Source organism: Sphingomonas sp. IC-56, from assembly GCF_021043375.1.
In the GTDB taxonomy this organism is placed as follows: Bacteria; Pseudomonadota; Alphaproteobacteria; order Sphingomonadales; family Sphingomonadaceae; genus Sphingomonas.
Map to the genome: position 1 here is coordinate 96,845 of NZ_JAJNDV010000009.1, position 15,036 is coordinate 111,880.

General features: G+C 67.4%; 17 protein-coding genes. 10 read left to right on the forward strand and 7 right to left on the reverse strand.

Annotated features, from left to right (window positions below; translation table 11 throughout):
- Positions 1-37 precede the first annotated feature (37 nt).
- From LQ953_RS12900 to LQ953_RS12935, 8 genes are all read left to right on the forward strand, one after another.
- A complete protein-coding gene (locus tag LQ953_RS12900) occupies positions 38-745 on the forward strand; it encodes a response regulator transcription factor (protein WP_231031309.1) in 708 nt (235 codons plus the stop codon).
- Entirely contained in the window at positions 714-2,288 is a 1,575-nt protein-coding gene (locus LQ953_RS12905; RefSeq protein ID WP_231031310.1) for a sensor histidine kinase, read from the forward strand. The genes LQ953_RS12900 and LQ953_RS12905 overlap by 32 nt, the downstream gene beginning before the upstream one ends.
- Positions 2,288-2,728, forward strand: coding sequence for an aldolase (locus tag LQ953_RS12910; protein ID WP_231031311.1), 441 nt, complete (start codon positions 2,288-2,290; stop codon positions 2,726-2,728). Before LQ953_RS12905 ends, LQ953_RS12910 begins: the two co-directional genes overlap by 1 nt.
- A complete protein-coding gene (rapZ, locus tag LQ953_RS12915; protein WP_231031312.1) occupies positions 2,725-3,657 on the forward strand; it encodes an RNase adapter RapZ in 933 nt (310 codons plus the stop codon). Before LQ953_RS12910 ends, rapZ begins: the two co-directional genes overlap by 4 nt.
- A 1-nt stretch (position 3,658) precedes the next feature.
- The gene (locus LQ953_RS12920) at positions 3,659-4,066 is read left to right on the forward strand and encodes a PTS sugar transporter subunit IIA (protein WP_231031313.1); all 408 of its coding nucleotides are present in this window, start codon (positions 3,659-3,661) and stop codon (positions 4,064-4,066) included.
- Positions 4,063-4,335, forward strand: coding sequence for an HPr family phosphocarrier protein (locus LQ953_RS12925; protein ID WP_231031314.1), 273 nt, complete (start codon positions 4,063-4,065; stop codon positions 4,333-4,335). The genes LQ953_RS12920 and LQ953_RS12925 overlap by 4 nt, the downstream gene beginning before the upstream one ends.
- 50 nt (positions 4,336-4,385) lie before the next feature.
- Positions 4,386-5,189: a TrmH family RNA methyltransferase gene (locus LQ953_RS12930; protein ID WP_231031315.1), complete on the forward strand. Its 804-nt coding sequence runs from the start codon at positions 4,386-4,388 to the stop codon at positions 5,187-5,189.
- Between the two features lie 62 nt (positions 5,190-5,251).
- The gene (locus tag LQ953_RS12935) at positions 5,252-5,929 is read left to right on the forward strand and encodes an META domain-containing protein (RefSeq protein WP_231031316.1); all 678 of its coding nucleotides are present in this window, start codon (positions 5,252-5,254) and stop codon (positions 5,927-5,929) included.
- Positions 5,930-5,961: 32 nt separating this feature from the next.
- Here LQ953_RS12935 and rmuC read toward each other — a convergent pair whose 3' ends face one another.
- The 3 genes from rmuC to recR all read right to left on the reverse strand — a co-directional run bounded on the left by rmuC (position 5,962) and on the right by recR (position 8,612).
- Positions 5,962-7,371 carry a DNA recombination protein RmuC gene (gene rmuC / locus LQ953_RS12940; RefSeq protein ID WP_443026580.1) on the reverse strand — a complete coding sequence of 470 codons (1,410 nt, stop codon included), beginning with the start codon at positions 7,369-7,371 and terminating at the stop codon, positions 5,962-5,964.
- A gap of 71 nt (positions 7,372-7,442) precedes the next feature.
- A complete protein-coding gene (gene def / locus LQ953_RS12945) occupies positions 7,443-7,967 on the reverse strand; it encodes a peptide deformylase (RefSeq protein ID WP_231031318.1) in 525 nt (174 codons plus the stop codon).
- Positions 7,968-8,015: 48 nt separating this feature from the next.
- Positions 8,016-8,612, reverse strand: a complete 597-nt coding sequence (recR, locus tag LQ953_RS12950; RefSeq protein WP_231031373.1) for a recombination mediator RecR — start codon at positions 8,610-8,612, stop codon at positions 8,016-8,018.
- A gap of 54 nt (positions 8,613-8,666) precedes the next feature.
- Here recR and fmt point away from each other — a divergent pair, with 54 nt between their 5' ends.
- Together fmt and truA are read left to right on the forward strand one after the other, a co-directional pair.
- Positions 8,667-9,569, forward strand: coding sequence for a methionyl-tRNA formyltransferase (gene fmt, locus LQ953_RS12955; RefSeq protein ID WP_231031319.1), 903 nt, complete (start codon positions 8,667-8,669; stop codon positions 9,567-9,569).
- Positions 9,566-10,312, forward strand: a complete 747-nt coding sequence (gene truA, locus LQ953_RS12960; RefSeq protein ID WP_231031320.1) for a tRNA pseudouridine(38-40) synthase TruA — start codon at positions 9,566-9,568, stop codon at positions 10,310-10,312. The genes fmt and truA overlap by 4 nt, the downstream gene beginning before the upstream one ends.
- On the opposite strand, the gene LQ953_RS12965 is transcribed toward truA, so the two are convergent.
- Genes LQ953_RS12965 through ilvD form a run of 4 tightly spaced genes read right to left on the reverse strand, consistent with a single transcriptional unit; the run spans position 10,302 to position 15,031 of the window.
- The gene (locus LQ953_RS12965) at positions 10,302-11,498 is read right to left on the reverse strand and encodes a class I SAM-dependent RNA methyltransferase (protein WP_231031321.1); all 1,197 of its coding nucleotides are present in this window, start codon (positions 11,496-11,498) and stop codon (positions 10,302-10,304) included. The genes truA and LQ953_RS12965 overlap by 11 nt on opposite strands.
- The gene (locus LQ953_RS12970; protein WP_231031322.1) at positions 11,489-12,892 is read right to left on the reverse strand and encodes an NAD(P)H-hydrate dehydratase; all 1,404 of its coding nucleotides are present in this window, start codon (positions 12,890-12,892) and stop codon (positions 11,489-11,491) included. The genes LQ953_RS12965 and LQ953_RS12970 overlap by 10 nt, the downstream gene beginning before the upstream one ends.
- Entirely contained in the window at positions 12,889-13,269 is a 381-nt protein-coding gene (locus LQ953_RS12975; RefSeq protein ID WP_231031323.1) for a hypothetical protein, read from the reverse strand. Before LQ953_RS12975 ends, LQ953_RS12970 begins: the two co-directional genes overlap by 4 nt.
- A gap of 40 nt (positions 13,270-13,309) precedes the next feature.
- Positions 13,310-15,031 (reverse strand): dihydroxy-acid dehydratase, encoded by a 1,722-nt coding sequence (ilvD, locus tag LQ953_RS12980; RefSeq protein ID WP_231031324.1) that lies wholly within the window; start codon positions 15,029-15,031, stop codon positions 13,310-13,312.
- Between the last annotated feature and the right edge of the window lie 5 nt (positions 15,032-15,036).

Here is a 15,036-nt window from a genome sequence, read left to right on the forward strand (position 1 = left end):
TTGTCCCGATGCAGTTGAGCGAAGCACCCAAGGGCGCATGACCGCCACGATCGCACTGGTCGATGACGACCGGAACATCCTGACGTCGGTCTCGATCGCCCTTCAGACCGAGGGCTTCTTGACCCGCGTCTATTCTGAAGGCGAAAGCGCGCTTAAGGCTCTGATCGACAACCCGCCGGATCTGGCGGTTCTGGATATCAAGATGCCCCGCATGGACGGGCTCGAGCTGCTCCGCCGCCTGCGCGAGAAGAGCCAGATCCCGGTCATCTTCCTGACGTCAAAGGACGATGAACTGGACGAAGCGCTCGGCCTCGCCATGGGAGCGGACGATTACATCGCCAAACCGTTCAGCCAGCGCCTGCTGATCGCCCGCATCCGCGCCATCCTGCGCCGCACCGAAACCGCGCTGCCCACGGCCGAGGGGGGTCAGCCCCAGCCGGCCGAGGCGCTGGTGCGCGGGCGGCTAGCCATGGACCCGGCCCGGCACAAGGTCACCTGGGACGGGGCGAACGTGACGCTTACCGTCACCGAATTCCTGATCCTGGAAACGCTGGCGCAGCGCCCCGGCATCGTGAAGACGCGCAACCAGCTGATGGACGCGGCGTATCAGGATGACATCTATGTCGATGACCGCACCATCGACAGCCACATCAAGCGCGTCCGGCGCAAATTTCGCCAGGTAGATCCGCAGTTCGACGCCATCGAGACGCTGTATGGCGCCGGCTATCGCTTCTCGGACGAATAACGAGCGCGATCTCGCGCTCACCTGGTCGACCCGGATCAGTCTCACCGCCCGTATCCTCGCGGTGAACATCTTTGCGCTCGCCTTGCTGGGCAGTGGCTTCTTCTATCTCGATTCCTTCCGCAGCCGCATGGTCGACAGCCGCGTCGCCCAGGCCAAGCGGGAGGTGCGGCTTATTGCCCAGGCGCTTGCCTCCGCCACCAACGAGCGGCGCAATCTGTTGGTGCTCAGCCTTGCGCGTGACACGGGCAACCGCATTCGCCTGTTCGACGAAGATGGGCGGATGCTGGCCGACAGTCAGGAGCTTGGCTTGCGCAACGTCGTCCTGCGCGATCCGGACAAAGATCCCTGGAACCAGTCCACCGCCCGCTTCCTCGACGCCGTCATCGACACGGTCGCGGGCGCCGATCGCGCGCCGCTGTTTCGCGAGCAGCCGCGCGACGAAGGCATGGACTGGCCGGACGTGCGCACCGCACGCGAGACGCTCGGTACCCCGGCCACTGTCTGGCGGGCGCCCGACCGCACGCCGGTGATCACCGCCGGCGCGCCGATCACCCAGCTTGGCGTGGTGATGACCACCACCAATGCGCGCGACATCACCCGCACGGTCCGTACCGAGCGCTGGCGGCTCAGCATGGTGTTGGGCATCGTGGCGCTTCTGTCGATCTTCCTGTCGCTGTTCCTGGCACGTACGATCGTCCGCCCGTTGCAGCTCCTTGCCCGCGCGGCGATCCGCGTCCGTCTGGGCCGTGCCCGCGAAGTAGTGGTCCCCCGCCTGCCTGAGCGCCGCGACGAGATCGGCCTTCTCGCGCGCGCGGTGTCGGACATGACGCAGGCGCTGCGTGCCCGGATCGACGCGACCGAAGCGTTCGCGGCCGATGTCACCCACGAACTGAAGAACCCGCTGGCTTCGCTGCGCTCGGCGGTGGACGGCCTCGCCCGCGTGAAGGATCCGGAGCTCCAGGCGCGGCTGCTGGCCATCGTCCAGGACGATGTGCATCGCCTTGATCGGCTGATCACCGACATTTCCGAAGCCTCACGCCTCGACGCGCAGCTCAGCCGCGCGACGTTCGAGCCCGTCGACATCGGCAGGATGATCGCAGCGCTGATCGCCCAGCGCGAATCGCGCGGCCTGCCCGATGGCATTCGCATCCACTTCGACCAGCACGCCGACGCGCCGCTCATCGTCCTGGGCGAAGGCGCACGCCTTGAGCGTGTCTTCGAGAACCTGATCGAGAACGCCCTCTCCTTCTCGCCCCCCGGCGGTCTGATCACGCTCACCGCCTCGAGCGAGGCCGATACACTGATCGTCACGGTGGAGGACCAGGGCCCCGGCGTACCTGAAGAAGCGCGCGAAGCGATCTTCCGCCGCTTCCACTCCGTCCGGCCCGATGCGGAGGCTTTCGGGCTTCACTCCGGGCTCGGCCTTGCCATCGCCCGCACGATTGTCGAAGGCCATCAGGGGAGCATTTCAGTGGAAACGCGGGAGGAGCGCGTGAGCGGAGCGATGTTCATTGTGCGATTGCCGCGGGCGGAACAGGGTTGATGGTGGAACCTCGCTATCCTTCGGTCTCGTCCGAGACGCTGGCAGCCGCCTGCGTCGCGCTGAACGGCCGCGCGGTGCTGATCGAATCCCGCGACACGCAGGCGCGCTCGGAACTGGCGCTGCGCCTGGTGGATCGGGGCGGAAGCCTGATTGCCGGCGAGCATAGCATCTGCCAGCGCCAGGACGGCCACTTGATCGCCTGCGCTCCGGTGCACGACCGCGGCCGGATCGAAGTCGCCGGGTTGGGCATTGTCGAGCTGCCCTTTCAGGAACGTGCCCCGGTGGACTTGCTGATCGTCATCCTCGACAAACCCACGCTTTTTCCAGAAGAAACGACACGCCGCGTGGCCGGCATTCCTGTTCGCGTGGTGACGCTTGCCGCGCTGGACCCCGCCGCACCCGCCAAGATCGCCGTAGCCCTGGGACAATTGCACCGATGAGCCACCCCAAGCACATTCTGCTCGTCACCGGCATGTCGGGCGCCGGCAAGTCCACCGTGCTGCGTACGCTGGAGGATCTTGGCTGGGAAACCGTCGACAATCTCCCGCTGCTCCTGCTGGACCGCCTGCTCGACACGGCGCCGGCGGCTGGCACGAACAGCGACGACGACCGCCCGCTTGCGATCGGCATCGGCAGCCAGACGCGCGGCTTCGATGCCGAAAGCATCGTCCGGCGCATCAAGAAGCTTCAGGAGGATCACGACCTCCATGTCGGCACGCTCTATCTGGAATGCTCCGGCTCAGAACTCGAGCGGCGCTACGACGAGACGCGCCGACGCCACCCCCTTGCCCAGGATCGCCCGGCAAGCGACGGGATCGCGCGCGAACGCGAGCTCCTGATCCCGCTCCGCCGCTGGTCCAACCGGCTGATCGACACCACCAACCTGTCTTCCAACGAACTCGCGCACCAGATCCGCACCACCTTTTCAGGCGACGGGTTGGGCAAGACCGTGCTGACGATCGCCTCGTTCGGCTTCGCCCGCGGCCTGCCGCGCGACGCCGATCTGGTGTTCGACATGCGCTTCCTGCGCAATCCGCACTGGGTGCCGTCGCTCCGCCCGGGCACCGGCAAGGATGCCGACGTCTCGGCTTACATCGTCGAGGACGCCGCCTACGCGCCGGCCATGGCCCAGATCGAGGCGCTGCTGCTCCTGCTGCTCCCGCGCTATGAGGCGGAAGGCAAATCCTATGTTACCGTCGCGTTCGGCTGTACCGGCGGGAGACATCGCTCGGTTCATGTCGCCGAACGCATGGCGCGCCGGTTGCGCGAGGAAGGATTTTCGCCCACGGTGAAACACCGCGATTTGCAGACCGCACCGCAGGACTCGCTGGAAGGAGCCCCGGTCACGACATCAGGGGGCGGAGTTTGAAATGATTGGTTTGGTACTCGTGACACACGGACATCTCGCAGAGGAGTTCGTCGTCGCGATGGAGCATGTGGTGGGCCAGCAGGAACGGATCGCTCCGATCTGCATCGGCCCCGAAGACGACATGGAGAGCCGCCGCGCCGACATTGCCGAGGCGATCGGCCGCGTCGATGAAGGTCAAGGCGTGATCGTGCTGAGCGATCTGTTCGGCGGCACCCCATCGAACCTGGCCATCTCGCTGATGGAGGCCGGCCGCATCGAAGTGATCGCCGGCATCAACCTGCCGATGCTCATCCGTCTCGGCAGCGCCCGCAAGACGATGAAGGTCACTGAGGCTGTCGCCGCCGCGCGCGACGCAGGCCGCAAATACATTACCATCGCCTCAGAGGTGCTGGGGGAAGCTGCCGCGTGAGCCGCTGCACCCGCACTGTTGCGATTTCGAACCGCCGCGGGCTGCACGCCCGGGCGAGCATGGCATTCGTCACCCTCGCCTCCAGCCAGCCTGTCGAACTGACCGTGGAAAAGGACGGCAACAGCGCGTCTGGCACTTCGATCCTCGACCTGATGATGTTGGGCGCAGCCAAGGGTGATTCGATCATTATCAGCGCGGAGGGCGATGGCGCCGAAGCGGCTGTGCAGGCGCTGTCCGAGCTGGTCGAGGCGCGCTTCGGCGAGGAATGAGTGCCGCCCCGCCGCTTGCGGGACGACTTCGGGAAGGGCATGGAGCGCGCATGCCTCGCGAAATCACTGCCTATTCCAACCCGCTGATCAAACGCGTTCGCCAGCTGCGTGAAAAGCGCCATCGCCGCGAGGAAGGCCTGTTCCTCGCCGAAGGTCTGCGCATCCTGACCGAGGCGCGCGAGGCTGGGCGCCTGCCCGAGTTCCTGTTCTTCGCCCGCGACAATGCCAATCACCCGCTCGTCCGCGCGCTGGTGGCGGACACCGAGGCCGCCGGTGGCGAGGCCATCGAGACCAACGCCGACATTCTGTCCAAACTGTCGGGGAAGGACAATCCCGGCGCCGTCGTGGGCGTTTATCCTGAGTTCGGCGTGGCGCTTGAGGATCTGGACCGCAGCGCCGCCTGGATCTGGTTGGTGGCCGAGCGGCTGCGCGATCCCGGCAATCTCGGCACCATTCTGCGCACCGGCGATGCTATCGGTGCAGGCGGACTGATCCTGATCGACGACTGCGTCGATCCGTTTTCGGTCGAGGCGGTCCGCGCGAGCATGGGCGCGTTGTTCACGGTGCCGGTCGTCCGGACCAGCTGGGCGGCGTTCCAGCCCTGGCTGCGCGCGGGACCGGGTCAGCTTGTGGGGCTTAGCCTGGACACCGAGCACGACTATCAGTCGCCGCGCTATGCCGCGCCCACTTTCCTCCTCACCGGCAACGAGGCCCAGGGCATGCCCGACTTCATGGCCGCCGAATGTGACCTGCTGGTCAAGATCCCGATGCTCGGCAAGGCCGACAGCCTCAACGCCGCAGTCGCCACCGCCGTGATGGCCTATGAAGTGCTCAACCAGCAACGCGGCGGCTGATCACTTCTGCCATCACCGGTTCAGCAAGGTGCCTGCAAGCTAGCATCGGAAGGAGTTATCCCATGCGCCTGGCTGCTGCCCTCACCCTATGCCTCACCGCCCCACTCCCCGCGCAGGCACAGCCGCAGCCCTACCGCGCGCTGGGCACGGAGCCTTTCTGGTCCTTGACCATCGACCAGGACAAGATGCGCTATCAACCCGCGGACGACCGGGCAATCGCAGTCGCCACCCCGCGCGTACGCACCATCGCCGGCGGGAAGCGCTACCTGACGCGCACCATGACGGTGTCGATCACCCACGCTCCGTGCAGCGACGGCATGAGCGACCGCATCTATCCCGACACAGTGACGCTCCGGATCGGCAAGCTCGTCCGCAAAGGCTGTGGCGGCAGGCAGCCCGCGGCAGCTACCGCCACGCTGCTCGAAGGTGACTGGAACATCGAAGCGATCGATGGACGTCCATCATTGAAGGAGCACCCGCACATCGCGTTTCGCGGCGGGCGCCTACAGGGCAGCACCGGTTGCAACAGCTTCAGCGGCAGCTTCGCCTTCGCACGCGGCTATCTGCAAGCCGGCCCGCTCGCAACCACCCGCCGCGGCTGCATCGGCAACGGCATTGCCGAGCAGGAACGGCGGCTGCTCGCCCTGCTCTCCCACAAGCTCAGCGTCAGCCGCAACCCGGCGGGCAAACTGGTCCTGACCGATCCCTATCGCGGCAAACTGGTGCTGAAACCCCGCTGACCCGCGTCGAGACGCTGAAGCCAGCAGCAACGCTACTCCGCCGCCCGAACCACGACCGCCTCGGCATCTCCATCGGGCGCCGGCAGCAACTCCACGGCAGGCGCCTTGGCGACCACGTCCACCGTATCGATCGCGGTCAGCTCCGAATTGCCGGTATCCACGTTGAGGGCCTGAAAGCGGCGCGCCGACACCATCACCCGGCCCTCGAAGCTCGACACGAACTTGTTGTAATTCTCGACCGCGCTGTTGAGCCCGCCGCCCACGCGCTTCAAATGCCCCGCGGCAGTCGCCAGCCGCTCGTACATTTCCTTGCCCAGCTTGCCGACCTCGCGTGCGTCCTCAGTCAGCTTCTGCTGGCGCCACATCGCCGCCACGGTCCGCGCCAGCGGCAGGAAGGCGGAAGGCCCCGCGATGATCACCCGGTTGCGGGCCGCCCGCTCCCACAGCTCCATGTCGATTTCCAGCGCGCTCGACAGGAAATTGTCGCCAGGGATGTACATGATGACGAAGTCGGGCGCCTTGTCGAACTGCGCCCAATAGGCCTTGCGCGACAGGGCATCGGCATGGTTGCGCACTGCCCGCGCATGCGCCGCCAGCGCAGCCTGCCGGTCCTCGGCCGAAGTCGCTTCCGCTGCCTGAAGATACGCGTCGAGCACGCACTTCACATCGACGATCAGCTGCTGATCGCCCGGCAGGCGGATGATGAAGTCGGGCCGGAGCATGCCGTCCTCGGTCGTCACCGATACCTCGGCGGCGAAGTCGACATGCCCGTCCAGCCCGGCAAGCTCGATCAGGTTGCGGAACTGCTGCTCACCCCAGCGCCCACGCGTCTTGGGTGCCGCCCGCAATGCATTGACGAGCTTGGCCGTTTCGGTCCGCGTCTCGCCCAGACTCGCCTGCACTGCGGAAATCGTTTCCTTCAGCGCGCCATAGCTGTCGTGCCGATCCTTTTCCACTCGCTGCAGCCCTTCCTCATAGCGCTTCAGCGTCGATTCGACGGGCTGCAGCAGCGCCTTGAGCTTGGCCTCGTTCTTCTCGCCGGCCTGGTTGAAGCGTGCATCGGCACGCTCCAGGAAATTCTTCTGCGCCTCGCCCAGCATCGTCGCGGCCGTCTCGCGGAACTGCCCGGCCATCACTTCGCGCGCATTGACGAACTCGGCCAGCCGCTCCTCGAACGATCCCGCCTTCGCCTTCAGTTCGGCATGTTCCAGGCGGGCCATGTCGCGCTCGTCGCGGATACGCGAAAGCTCGGCGCGCAGCCCCGGCACTTCGCCGCCGCGCTCTTCCGCCGCTGCCAGGTCCATGATCGCCGCCTTGAAGTCCGCTTCGCGCCGACCGCGCTCGCTACGCAGCTGCGCAGCGCCACGCCCACCCAGCAGCCAGCCGACAACGATGCCAGCCAGCAACGCCACCACGATCAATACCAGCGCCAAGAGTTCCAACATACGCCTCCAAGAACAGAAGGCGAACCTACCCGCAGCGCCTCAGCGAGGCAAGCGCAAGCTGCGCGGCCTCAGGCGGCGCGGCGCAGCTTGGTCAGCTTCTTCATGATCATGTCGCGCTTTAACTTCGACAGATGGTCGAGGAACACGATGCCCTCCAGATGATCCATCTCATGCTGGATGCAGGTGGCGAGCAGGCCGTCGAACACGGCGTCCTGCGCCTCGCCCTTCTCGTCCAACCACTTCACGCGGCAGCGCGCGGGGCGTTCGATGTCGGCGAACTGTTCGGGGATCGACAGGCAACCCTCGGTATAGACCGACATCTCTTCCGAAGGCTCGGAAATCGCGGGATTGATGAAGACGCGCGGGTGCCGGATCGGCTTGCCCTCTTCGTCCTCTTCCTCCTGAAGGTCCATCACCACCACGCGCTTCGCCACGCCGACCTGGATCGCGGCAAGCCCGATGCCCGGCGCGTCGTACATCGTGTCGAACATGTCGGTGATCAGCTGGCGCAGATCGTCATCCACCTCCCCAACGGGTTCGGAGACGAGGCGCAAGCGCGGATCGGGTACTTCAACGATAGGGAGAATGGCCATGGCGCCGAAATAGTCGCGGTCCCGGCCCGCTGCAAGCGGCTGCGTGCGTCAGGCGACCGGACGCCTAGCCCGCAGCGCCTGGGCGAGCGTCCCCTCGTCCAGATAGTCCAGCTCACCGCCCACCGGCAGCCCATGCGCCAGCTGCGTGATCCGCACCGGATAGGTCTCCAGCCGCTCGGCCACATAGTGCGCCGTGGTCTGCCCATCCAAGGTGGCGTTCATCGCCAGCACCACTTCATCGACTCCGCCATCGGCCACGCGGCGCACCAGGCTGTCGATACGAAGATCTTCGGGCCGCACCCCCTCCAGCGCCGACAGCCGGCCACCAAGCACGTGGAACTTGCCCGGGAACAGCCGCGCCCGATCCAGCGCCCAAAGATCAGCGACTTCCTCCACTACGCACAATGCCCGCGCATCCCGCCGGGGATCGGCGCAGATCGCACACGGATCCGACGTGTCGACATTCCCGCAGATCGCGCAGGTGCTCAGCCGCTGGCTCACCGCGCCCAGCGCCGAGAGCAGCGGCTCCAGCGCGGTTTCCCGCTTCTTAAGCAGATGCAGCACCGCGCGCCGCGCAGAGCGGGGGCCGAGCCCAGGCAGCCGCGACAGCGCCTGGGTCAGTGCCTCGATTTCGGGAGAAGCCATGAACACGGACATAGGGGCTTGCGCCCGGCCCTGCCAAGCGGTTGAGGGGAGGCTATGCGGATCATCTTCATGGGAACCCCCGAATTCGCCGTTCCGGTGCTCGACGCGCTGGTCGAGGCCGGGCACGAAATCGTGGCGGCATACAGCCAGCCGCCGCGCCGGGCCGGGCGTGGCAAGCAGCTGACGCCCACGCCGGTGCATGCGCGCGCGGAAGCGCTTGGCATCGAAGTCCGCACGCCCGTCACGCTGCGCGACGCCGATGCGCAGGCGGACTTCGCAGCGCTCGCCGCCGACGTTGCGGTGGTCGCCGCCTATGGCCTCATCCTCCCCCGCCCCGTGCTCGACGCGCCGCGGCTGGGCTGCCTCAACGTTCACGCCTCGCTGCTGCCGCGCTGGCGCGGCGCCGCGCCGATCCAGCGCGCGATTTTGGCAGGCGACGCGGAGACCGGCGTCGGCATCATGCAAATGGAGGCGGGGCTCGATACCGGACCTGTCCGGCTGGAGGGCCGCACGCCCGTCGCCGACAAGACTGCTGGCGACCTCACCCGCGAACTCAGCACCATGGGTGCCCGGCTGATGGTGCAGGTCCTGCGCGATCCCAACGCTTACCCGCCTGCCCCCCAGGCCGAGCATGGCGTCACCCACGCGCCCAAGATCGACAAGGCCGAAGCGCGGCTCGACTTCGCCCAGGATGCCGACGCCGTCGAGCGCCAGGTCCGCGCGTTCAACCCGGCACCGGGCGCGTTCTTCGAATTTAACGGCGAACGCATCCGCGTCCACGCGGCGCGGGTGCTAGCCGGCGAAAGCACTCCCGGCACCGTGCTAGACTCCGCGCTCACCATCGCCTGTGGCAGCGGTGCGATCCAGCCAACCGCAGTGCAGCGCGCCGGCCGCGGCGTCATGTCCACCGCCGAACTGTTGCGCGGCTTCGCCATCCCCCCGGGCACCCAGCTTTGACGCGCTTTGCGCTTACCGTGGAGTTCGACGGCCGGCCCTTCATGGGCTGGCAGCGCCAGGACCATGGCCCCAGCGTGCAGCAGGCGATCGAGGATGCCGCCCATCTCGTCACCGGCGAGCGGGTGATCGTCCACGCCGCCGGGCGCACCGACGCAGGCGTCCATGGCCTGGGCATGCGCGCGCATCTCGACATCACGCGGGAGATCACGCCCTTCCGCCTTATGGAGGCGCTCAACGCGCGGGTGCGTCCGCACCCCGTCGCCATCCTCGATTGCGTCGAGGTGCCGGACGACTGGCACGCCCGCTTTTCCTGCCGCGCGCGCCATTACGAATATCGCATCGTCAACCGCCGCGCCCCGCTCACCTGGGAAAAGGGGCTGGCCTGGCGCCTGGCCAATCCCCTCGACGCAGCGGCGATGCACGAAGCAGCGCAGATCCTGGTGGGCCGCCACGACTTCACCACCTTCCGCTCGGTGCATTGCCAGTCGGATAGCCCGCTCAAAAGCATCGACCGGCTCGACGTGTTGCGCGAAGGCGACCGCCTGCTCGTCCGCGCCTCGGCCCGGTCGTTCCTCCACCATCAGGTCCGCTCCATGGTCGGCTGCCTCGCGCTGGTGGGCCAGGGCAAGTGGAGCGCCGACGATCTGCGCGACGCGCTCGAGGCGCGCGACCGTACGCGATTGGGCCTAAACGCCCCGCCCGATGGTCTGTTCTTCGTGCGGGCTGATTACCCTACCGACTAAACCGCGCCGCCAGCTCGACATGCGTCGACCAGCGGAACTGCCCCACCGGCTGCACCCAGTCGAGCCGATACCCACCTTTACACAGGGTCTCCGCGTCGCGCGCGAAGGTGTTGGGATTGCAAGAAACATAGGCGACCACCGGCACCGTAGATGCCGCGATCTCCGCTGCCTGCTCGCGCGCCCCGGCACGGGGCGGGTCGAGCACCACGGCATCGAAGTTGTTCAGGTCTTTCGGCTGGAGCGGTCGGCGGAACAGGTCGCGATGATCGGCAAACACGGTGCGCTGCGCTCGCGCGGCGGCGGCCTTCAGCGCCAGGATAGGGTCGCGCGCCGCCTCGCCGGCGTAGACCCGCGCATGCGGCAGCGCGAAGGTAAAGGTGCCGAGCCCGGCGAACAGATCGGCCACCGCGCGCGCATCGCCGACGATGTCCCGCACCACCGCGACCAGCGCGGCCTCTCCCTCCGGCGTCGCCTGGAGGAAGTTGCCCGGCGGGAACGGCACTGCAACGCCGCCAAGCGTGACTGTAACCGGCTCCGGCTCCCAGCGCGCGGTCGGCCCAAAGCCCTCGTCCATCGACAAGCGCGCGAGCTGGTGGCGGTGCGCAAAGGCCGTAATCGCCTCGGCAGCGGCAAGTCCCTCGGCCTCCAGCCCGTCGATCAGCACGTCGCGGCCCTGGTCGGTCTGCGCCAGATGCACGTTGATCCGCCGGTTGCCCGGGATCAGCGCCGCCAGCAGCCCGCGTAGCGGCGCAACCAGCTGGAACAGCTCGGGCGCAAGGATCCAGCACTCCTCGATATCGATCAGGGTATGGCTGTTCTGCTCGGTAAAGCCCATCCGGACCTGGCGCCCGCGACGCTCGGCATGCAGCGTCGCCCGGCGTCGGGTATTCGGCGGCGAGAGCAAGGGTGTGCGGATCTCCGTCTCCAGCCCCTGTGCGGCCAGCGCGCCGCCTACCCGATCCCGGATGAACCCGCTCCAGGCATGGTCGTCCAGATGCTGGAGTTGGCACCCACCGCATTCAGGGAAGTGCTTGCACGGGGGCTTCTGGTGGTGCGGCCCGTGCGTCAGGCTGCCATCGGCGTTCAGCACATCGCCCGGGGCGGCGAAACGGACATGCCGGCCATCCTGGGTGACTCCATCACCGCGCCCGGCGATCCGGACGATTTCATCGATATTCAAAGACATTCACTAACTGCTTGAGGAACATGGTGGATCAGCTGATCGGCGAAGAAGGCCGGGCCGGCAAGCTGCGCCGCACGGCCATGCAGCCACACCGCCGCTTCCGCCGCCTGCACGCCCTTAAGCCCATGCGCAACCTGCGCCGCGAGCAGCCCGGCGAGCACGTCGCCCGTTCCTGCGGTCGACAGCCAGGGCGACGCGCCCGCGAGCACGCGCACCGCACCCTTGGGGGAGGCGATCACCGTGTCCGCGCCCTTGTGCACGACCGTCGCACCGGTCGCGCGTGCCGCGGCGAGCGTGCGGTCGATCTTGCTGCCGTCAAAGCCGAACATCCGGTCGAACTCGCCCGAATGCGGCGTGATCCAGGTCGGCGCGCTACGCGTCTGCAACCAGGCGGCCGCGTTGGTGCCGAGCAAGCTAAGCGCGTCGCCGTCGAGCACCAGCGGCTTTTCCGCGGCAAAAGCGGCGCGCAGATACGCGTCCGCAGTACCGTCACGGCCAAGGCCGGGGCCGAGCACCACTGCGTCGATCCGATCCCATTGCAGGAACTCGGCCAGATCTTCGCTTTGGGCAAAGGCGCGGCGTACCAGCGCATCGGGACCACCATGCCAGGGCCGCTCCCCCGCAAGCACGACATAGCCGGCGCCCGACGCCATCGCCGCACCCGCCGAGAGCCGCGCCGCACCGGGCATCGCGCCCTCGATCACCACCACCAGCCCGCGGGTATATTTGTGGCTGAGCGCGTGCGGGGTCGCCAGCCGGGGCCGCGCGGCCGTGCGCCAGCCAGTGTCGCTTTCCACGCCGATATCGGCGAGCATCACCGTGCCACAGCGTTCCAGCCCGGCATCGAGCAGATGCGCAGGCTTGAGCGCGCCGAGCGCCAGGGTGAGGTCGACGCCCTTCGGCACGCCCAGGTCTGCGCCAGTATCGGTTTCCAATCCCGAGGGTAGATCGATGGCGAGCGTGAACTCGGCCTGCGCGCACAGTTCGCCGAATATCGCGGCCAGCCCACGCTCAAGCGGGCGAGTCAGCCCAGTTCCGAACAGCCCGTCGACGAGCACCGGCCGCGGGCGCGCCGCGTACATCGAACTCGTAACCCCCTGCCACAGATGGTGCATCCGCTCGGCTGCACCCGGCTTGGGCGTGCCGGTCGCGGCGACGGTCACGTCCAACCCTCCGCGCTGCAAAAGTCGTGCCGCAACATAGGCATCGCCGCCATTGTTGCCGGGACCTGCCAGCACCAGAATCGGCCGGCCCATGGCAAAGCGCGCGGTCTCGCGCGCGACCGCCTCGCCGGCGCGCTCCATCAACTCGGCCTGCGAAACGCCGGACGCGAACACCGCCTGCTCGGCGGCGATCATCCCCTCGGCGGTGAGAATTGGCGCATCGCTCGGGATCATGGCGTCGCCTCGGGTGCGCGCACGGTCGCCGGCAATCGGTAGCGCGCGCCGCCCAGCGCCACTTCGATCATGTCGGGGGCGAGCACTGTCACAAGCGCCTGCTCGGCGCCGTCCGCCGCCTCCACGCCGCGCCCATCGGTGGTGACACGCAGCCGGTGAAAGCCACCCTCGGGCTGGCGTAGCGTGAGGAACAGCCCGTCCTGCGACTGCACCCGGTCGACCGTACAACTGGGAGTGAAGCTCTCAGCGCCGGCTGGCGCACAGGCGATCTTGCCCTCTGCTTGCGCATAGGCGGTCTTTGCCGCCTCGCGCTTCGCCTCAGCAGGTTTGTCGGGAAGCGCCGGCTTGCAGCCGGCCAGCAGCACCAGGGCAATCAAGGCCCCGCCACGCACCCGCGCGGCGGGGACAGTACAGGCATCAGATATCGGCGTAGACATGGCGTTCGGCGCTGGCTCCCGGGTGGGTCACCGCGCCCTTATAGGCGGGGCCGACCGTTCGGGAATAGCGCCACAGCGCGCCGGACTGATAGTCGTTGACGCGCGGCTGCCAGCGGGCGCGTCGGTCCGCCATCTCCTCGTCCGAAATGACCAGGTCGATGGTGCCCGCCTCGGCATCGATGCGGATGGTGTCGCCATCCTCGACCAGCGCGATCGGGCCGCCTTCGGCCGCCTCTGGACCGACATGGCCTATGCAGAAACCCCGCGTACCACCCGAGAAGCGGCCATCGGTGATCAGCGCCACCTTCTCGCCCATGCCCAAGCCATATAGCGCGGCGGTGGTCGACAGCATCTCGCGCATGCCGGGCCCACCCTTGGGCCCTTCATAACGGATGACGATCACCTCGCCTTCGCGGATCGCACGCTGCTCCACTGCGGCAAACGCCTCTTCTTCGCAATCGAAGCACCGCGCCGGCCCTTCGAACTGGAGCCGGTGCATGCCGGCGACCTTCACGATCGCCCCGTCGGGCGCGAGGCTCCCGCGCAGGCCGACCACCCCGCCGGTGGGGGTGAGTGGCGTCGTGACGTCATAGATCACCTTCTGGTCGGGGTTCCAGGTGACCTCGTCGATGTTCTCAGCGAGGGTCCGGCCGCTCACCGTCATGCACTCGCCATGCAGGAAGCCGCCAGCAAGCAGCGTCTTCATCAGCATGTACACGCCGCCTGCCTCATACATGTCCTTGGCGACATAGCGTCCGCCGGGCTTGAGGTCCGCGATATAGGGAGTCGTCTTGAAGATCTCGGCCACGTCGAACAGGTCGAACTCGATGCCCGCTTCGCTCGCCATCGCCGGCAAATGGAGCGCGGCGTTGGTCGATCCGCCGGTCGCCGCCACCACGCGCGCCGCGTTCTCGAACGCTTCGCGGGTACACAGGTCGCGCGGACGCAGGTTGCGGGCGATCAGCTCCATCACCTGCACGCCGGCGGCATGCGCCACCTGCTCACGGCTGGTATACGGTGCCGGCGCCATGTTGCTGTTCGGCAAAGACAATCCGATCGCCTCGGCGACGCAGGCCATGGTGTTGGCGGTGAACTGTCCGCCACACGCGCCGGCGCCAGGACAGGCGACCTTTTCCAGGTCATGCACTTCGGTGAGGGGACAGGCGCCAGCGGCGTAGCGGCCGACCGCTTCGAACACGTCGACCACCGTCACGTCCTTGTTGTGGAAGCGGCCTGGCAGGATCGACCCGCCGTAGACGAAGATCGACGGCACGTTCAGCCGCAGCATCGCCATCATCATGCCCGGCAGCGACTTGTCGCATCCGGCAAAGCCGACCAGCGCGTCATAGCAATGCCCGCGCACGCTGAGCTCGACGGAGTCCGCAATCACCTCACGGCTGACCAGCGACGACTTCATGCCCTGGTGCCCCATGGCGATGCCGTCGGTGACCGTGATGGTGTTGAAACGCCGCGGCATGCCGCCACCGGCGATTACGCCCCGACGCGCGACTTCGGCCTGCGCGTCCAGAGTGATGTTGCACGGCGCGCTGTCGTTCCCGGCAGAGGCGACACCGACGAACGGCTTGGCGATATCCTCCTCAGGGATCCCCATGGCGTAGTAGTAGCTGCGGTGCGGCGCGCGCTCCGGGCCGACAGACACGTGGCGGCTGGGAAGCTTCGATTTTTCGTACTGGTTGGTCATAGCGC

Bases quoted from the DNA above. Each gene is read 5' to 3' on its own strand.
- LQ953_RS12910 (WP_231031311.1), top strand. From the start codon at position 2,288: ATGGTGGAACCTCGCTATCCTTCGGTCTCGTCCGAGACGCTGGCAGCC.
- LQ953_RS12905 (WP_231031310.1), top strand. From the start codon at position 714: ATGGCGCCGGCTATCGCTTCTCGGACGAATAACGAGCGCGATCTCGCG.
- LQ953_RS12965 (WP_231031321.1), bottom strand. From the start codon at position 11,498: ATGTCTTTGAATATCGATGAAATCGTCCGGATCGCCGGGCGCGGTGAT.
- rapZ (WP_231031312.1), top strand. From the start codon at position 2,725: ATGAGCCACCCCAAGCACATTCTGCTCGTCACCGGCATGTCGGGCGCC.
- LQ953_RS12930 (WP_231031315.1), top strand. From the start codon at position 4,386: ATGCCTCGCGAAATCACTGCCTATTCCAACCCGCTGATCAAACGCGTT.
- fmt (WP_231031319.1), top strand. From the start codon at position 8,667: ATGCGGATCATCTTCATGGGAACCCCCGAATTCGCCGTTCCGGTGCTC.
- LQ953_RS12935 (WP_231031316.1), top strand. From the start codon at position 5,252: ATGCGCCTGGCTGCTGCCCTCACCCTATGCCTCACCGCCCCACTCCCC.
- LQ953_RS12920 (WP_231031313.1), top strand. From the start codon at position 3,659: ATGATTGGTTTGGTACTCGTGACACACGGACATCTCGCAGAGGAGTTC.
- LQ953_RS12900 (WP_231031309.1), top strand. From the start codon at position 38: ATGACCGCCACGATCGCACTGGTCGATGACGACCGGAACATCCTGACG.
- ilvD (WP_231031324.1), bottom strand. From the start codon at position 15,031: ATGACCAACCAGTACGAAAAATCGAAGCTTCCCAGCCGCCACGTGTCT.
- def (WP_231031318.1), bottom strand. From the start codon at position 7,967: ATGGCCATTCTCCCTATCGTTGAAGTACCCGATCCGCGCTTGCGCCTC.
- LQ953_RS12970 (WP_231031322.1), bottom strand. From the start codon at position 12,892: ATGATCCCGAGCGATGCGCCAATTCTCACCGCCGAGGGGATGATCGCC.
- recR (WP_231031373.1), bottom strand. From the start codon at position 8,612: ATGGCTTCTCCCGAAATCGAGGCACTGACCCAGGCGCTGTCGCGGCTG.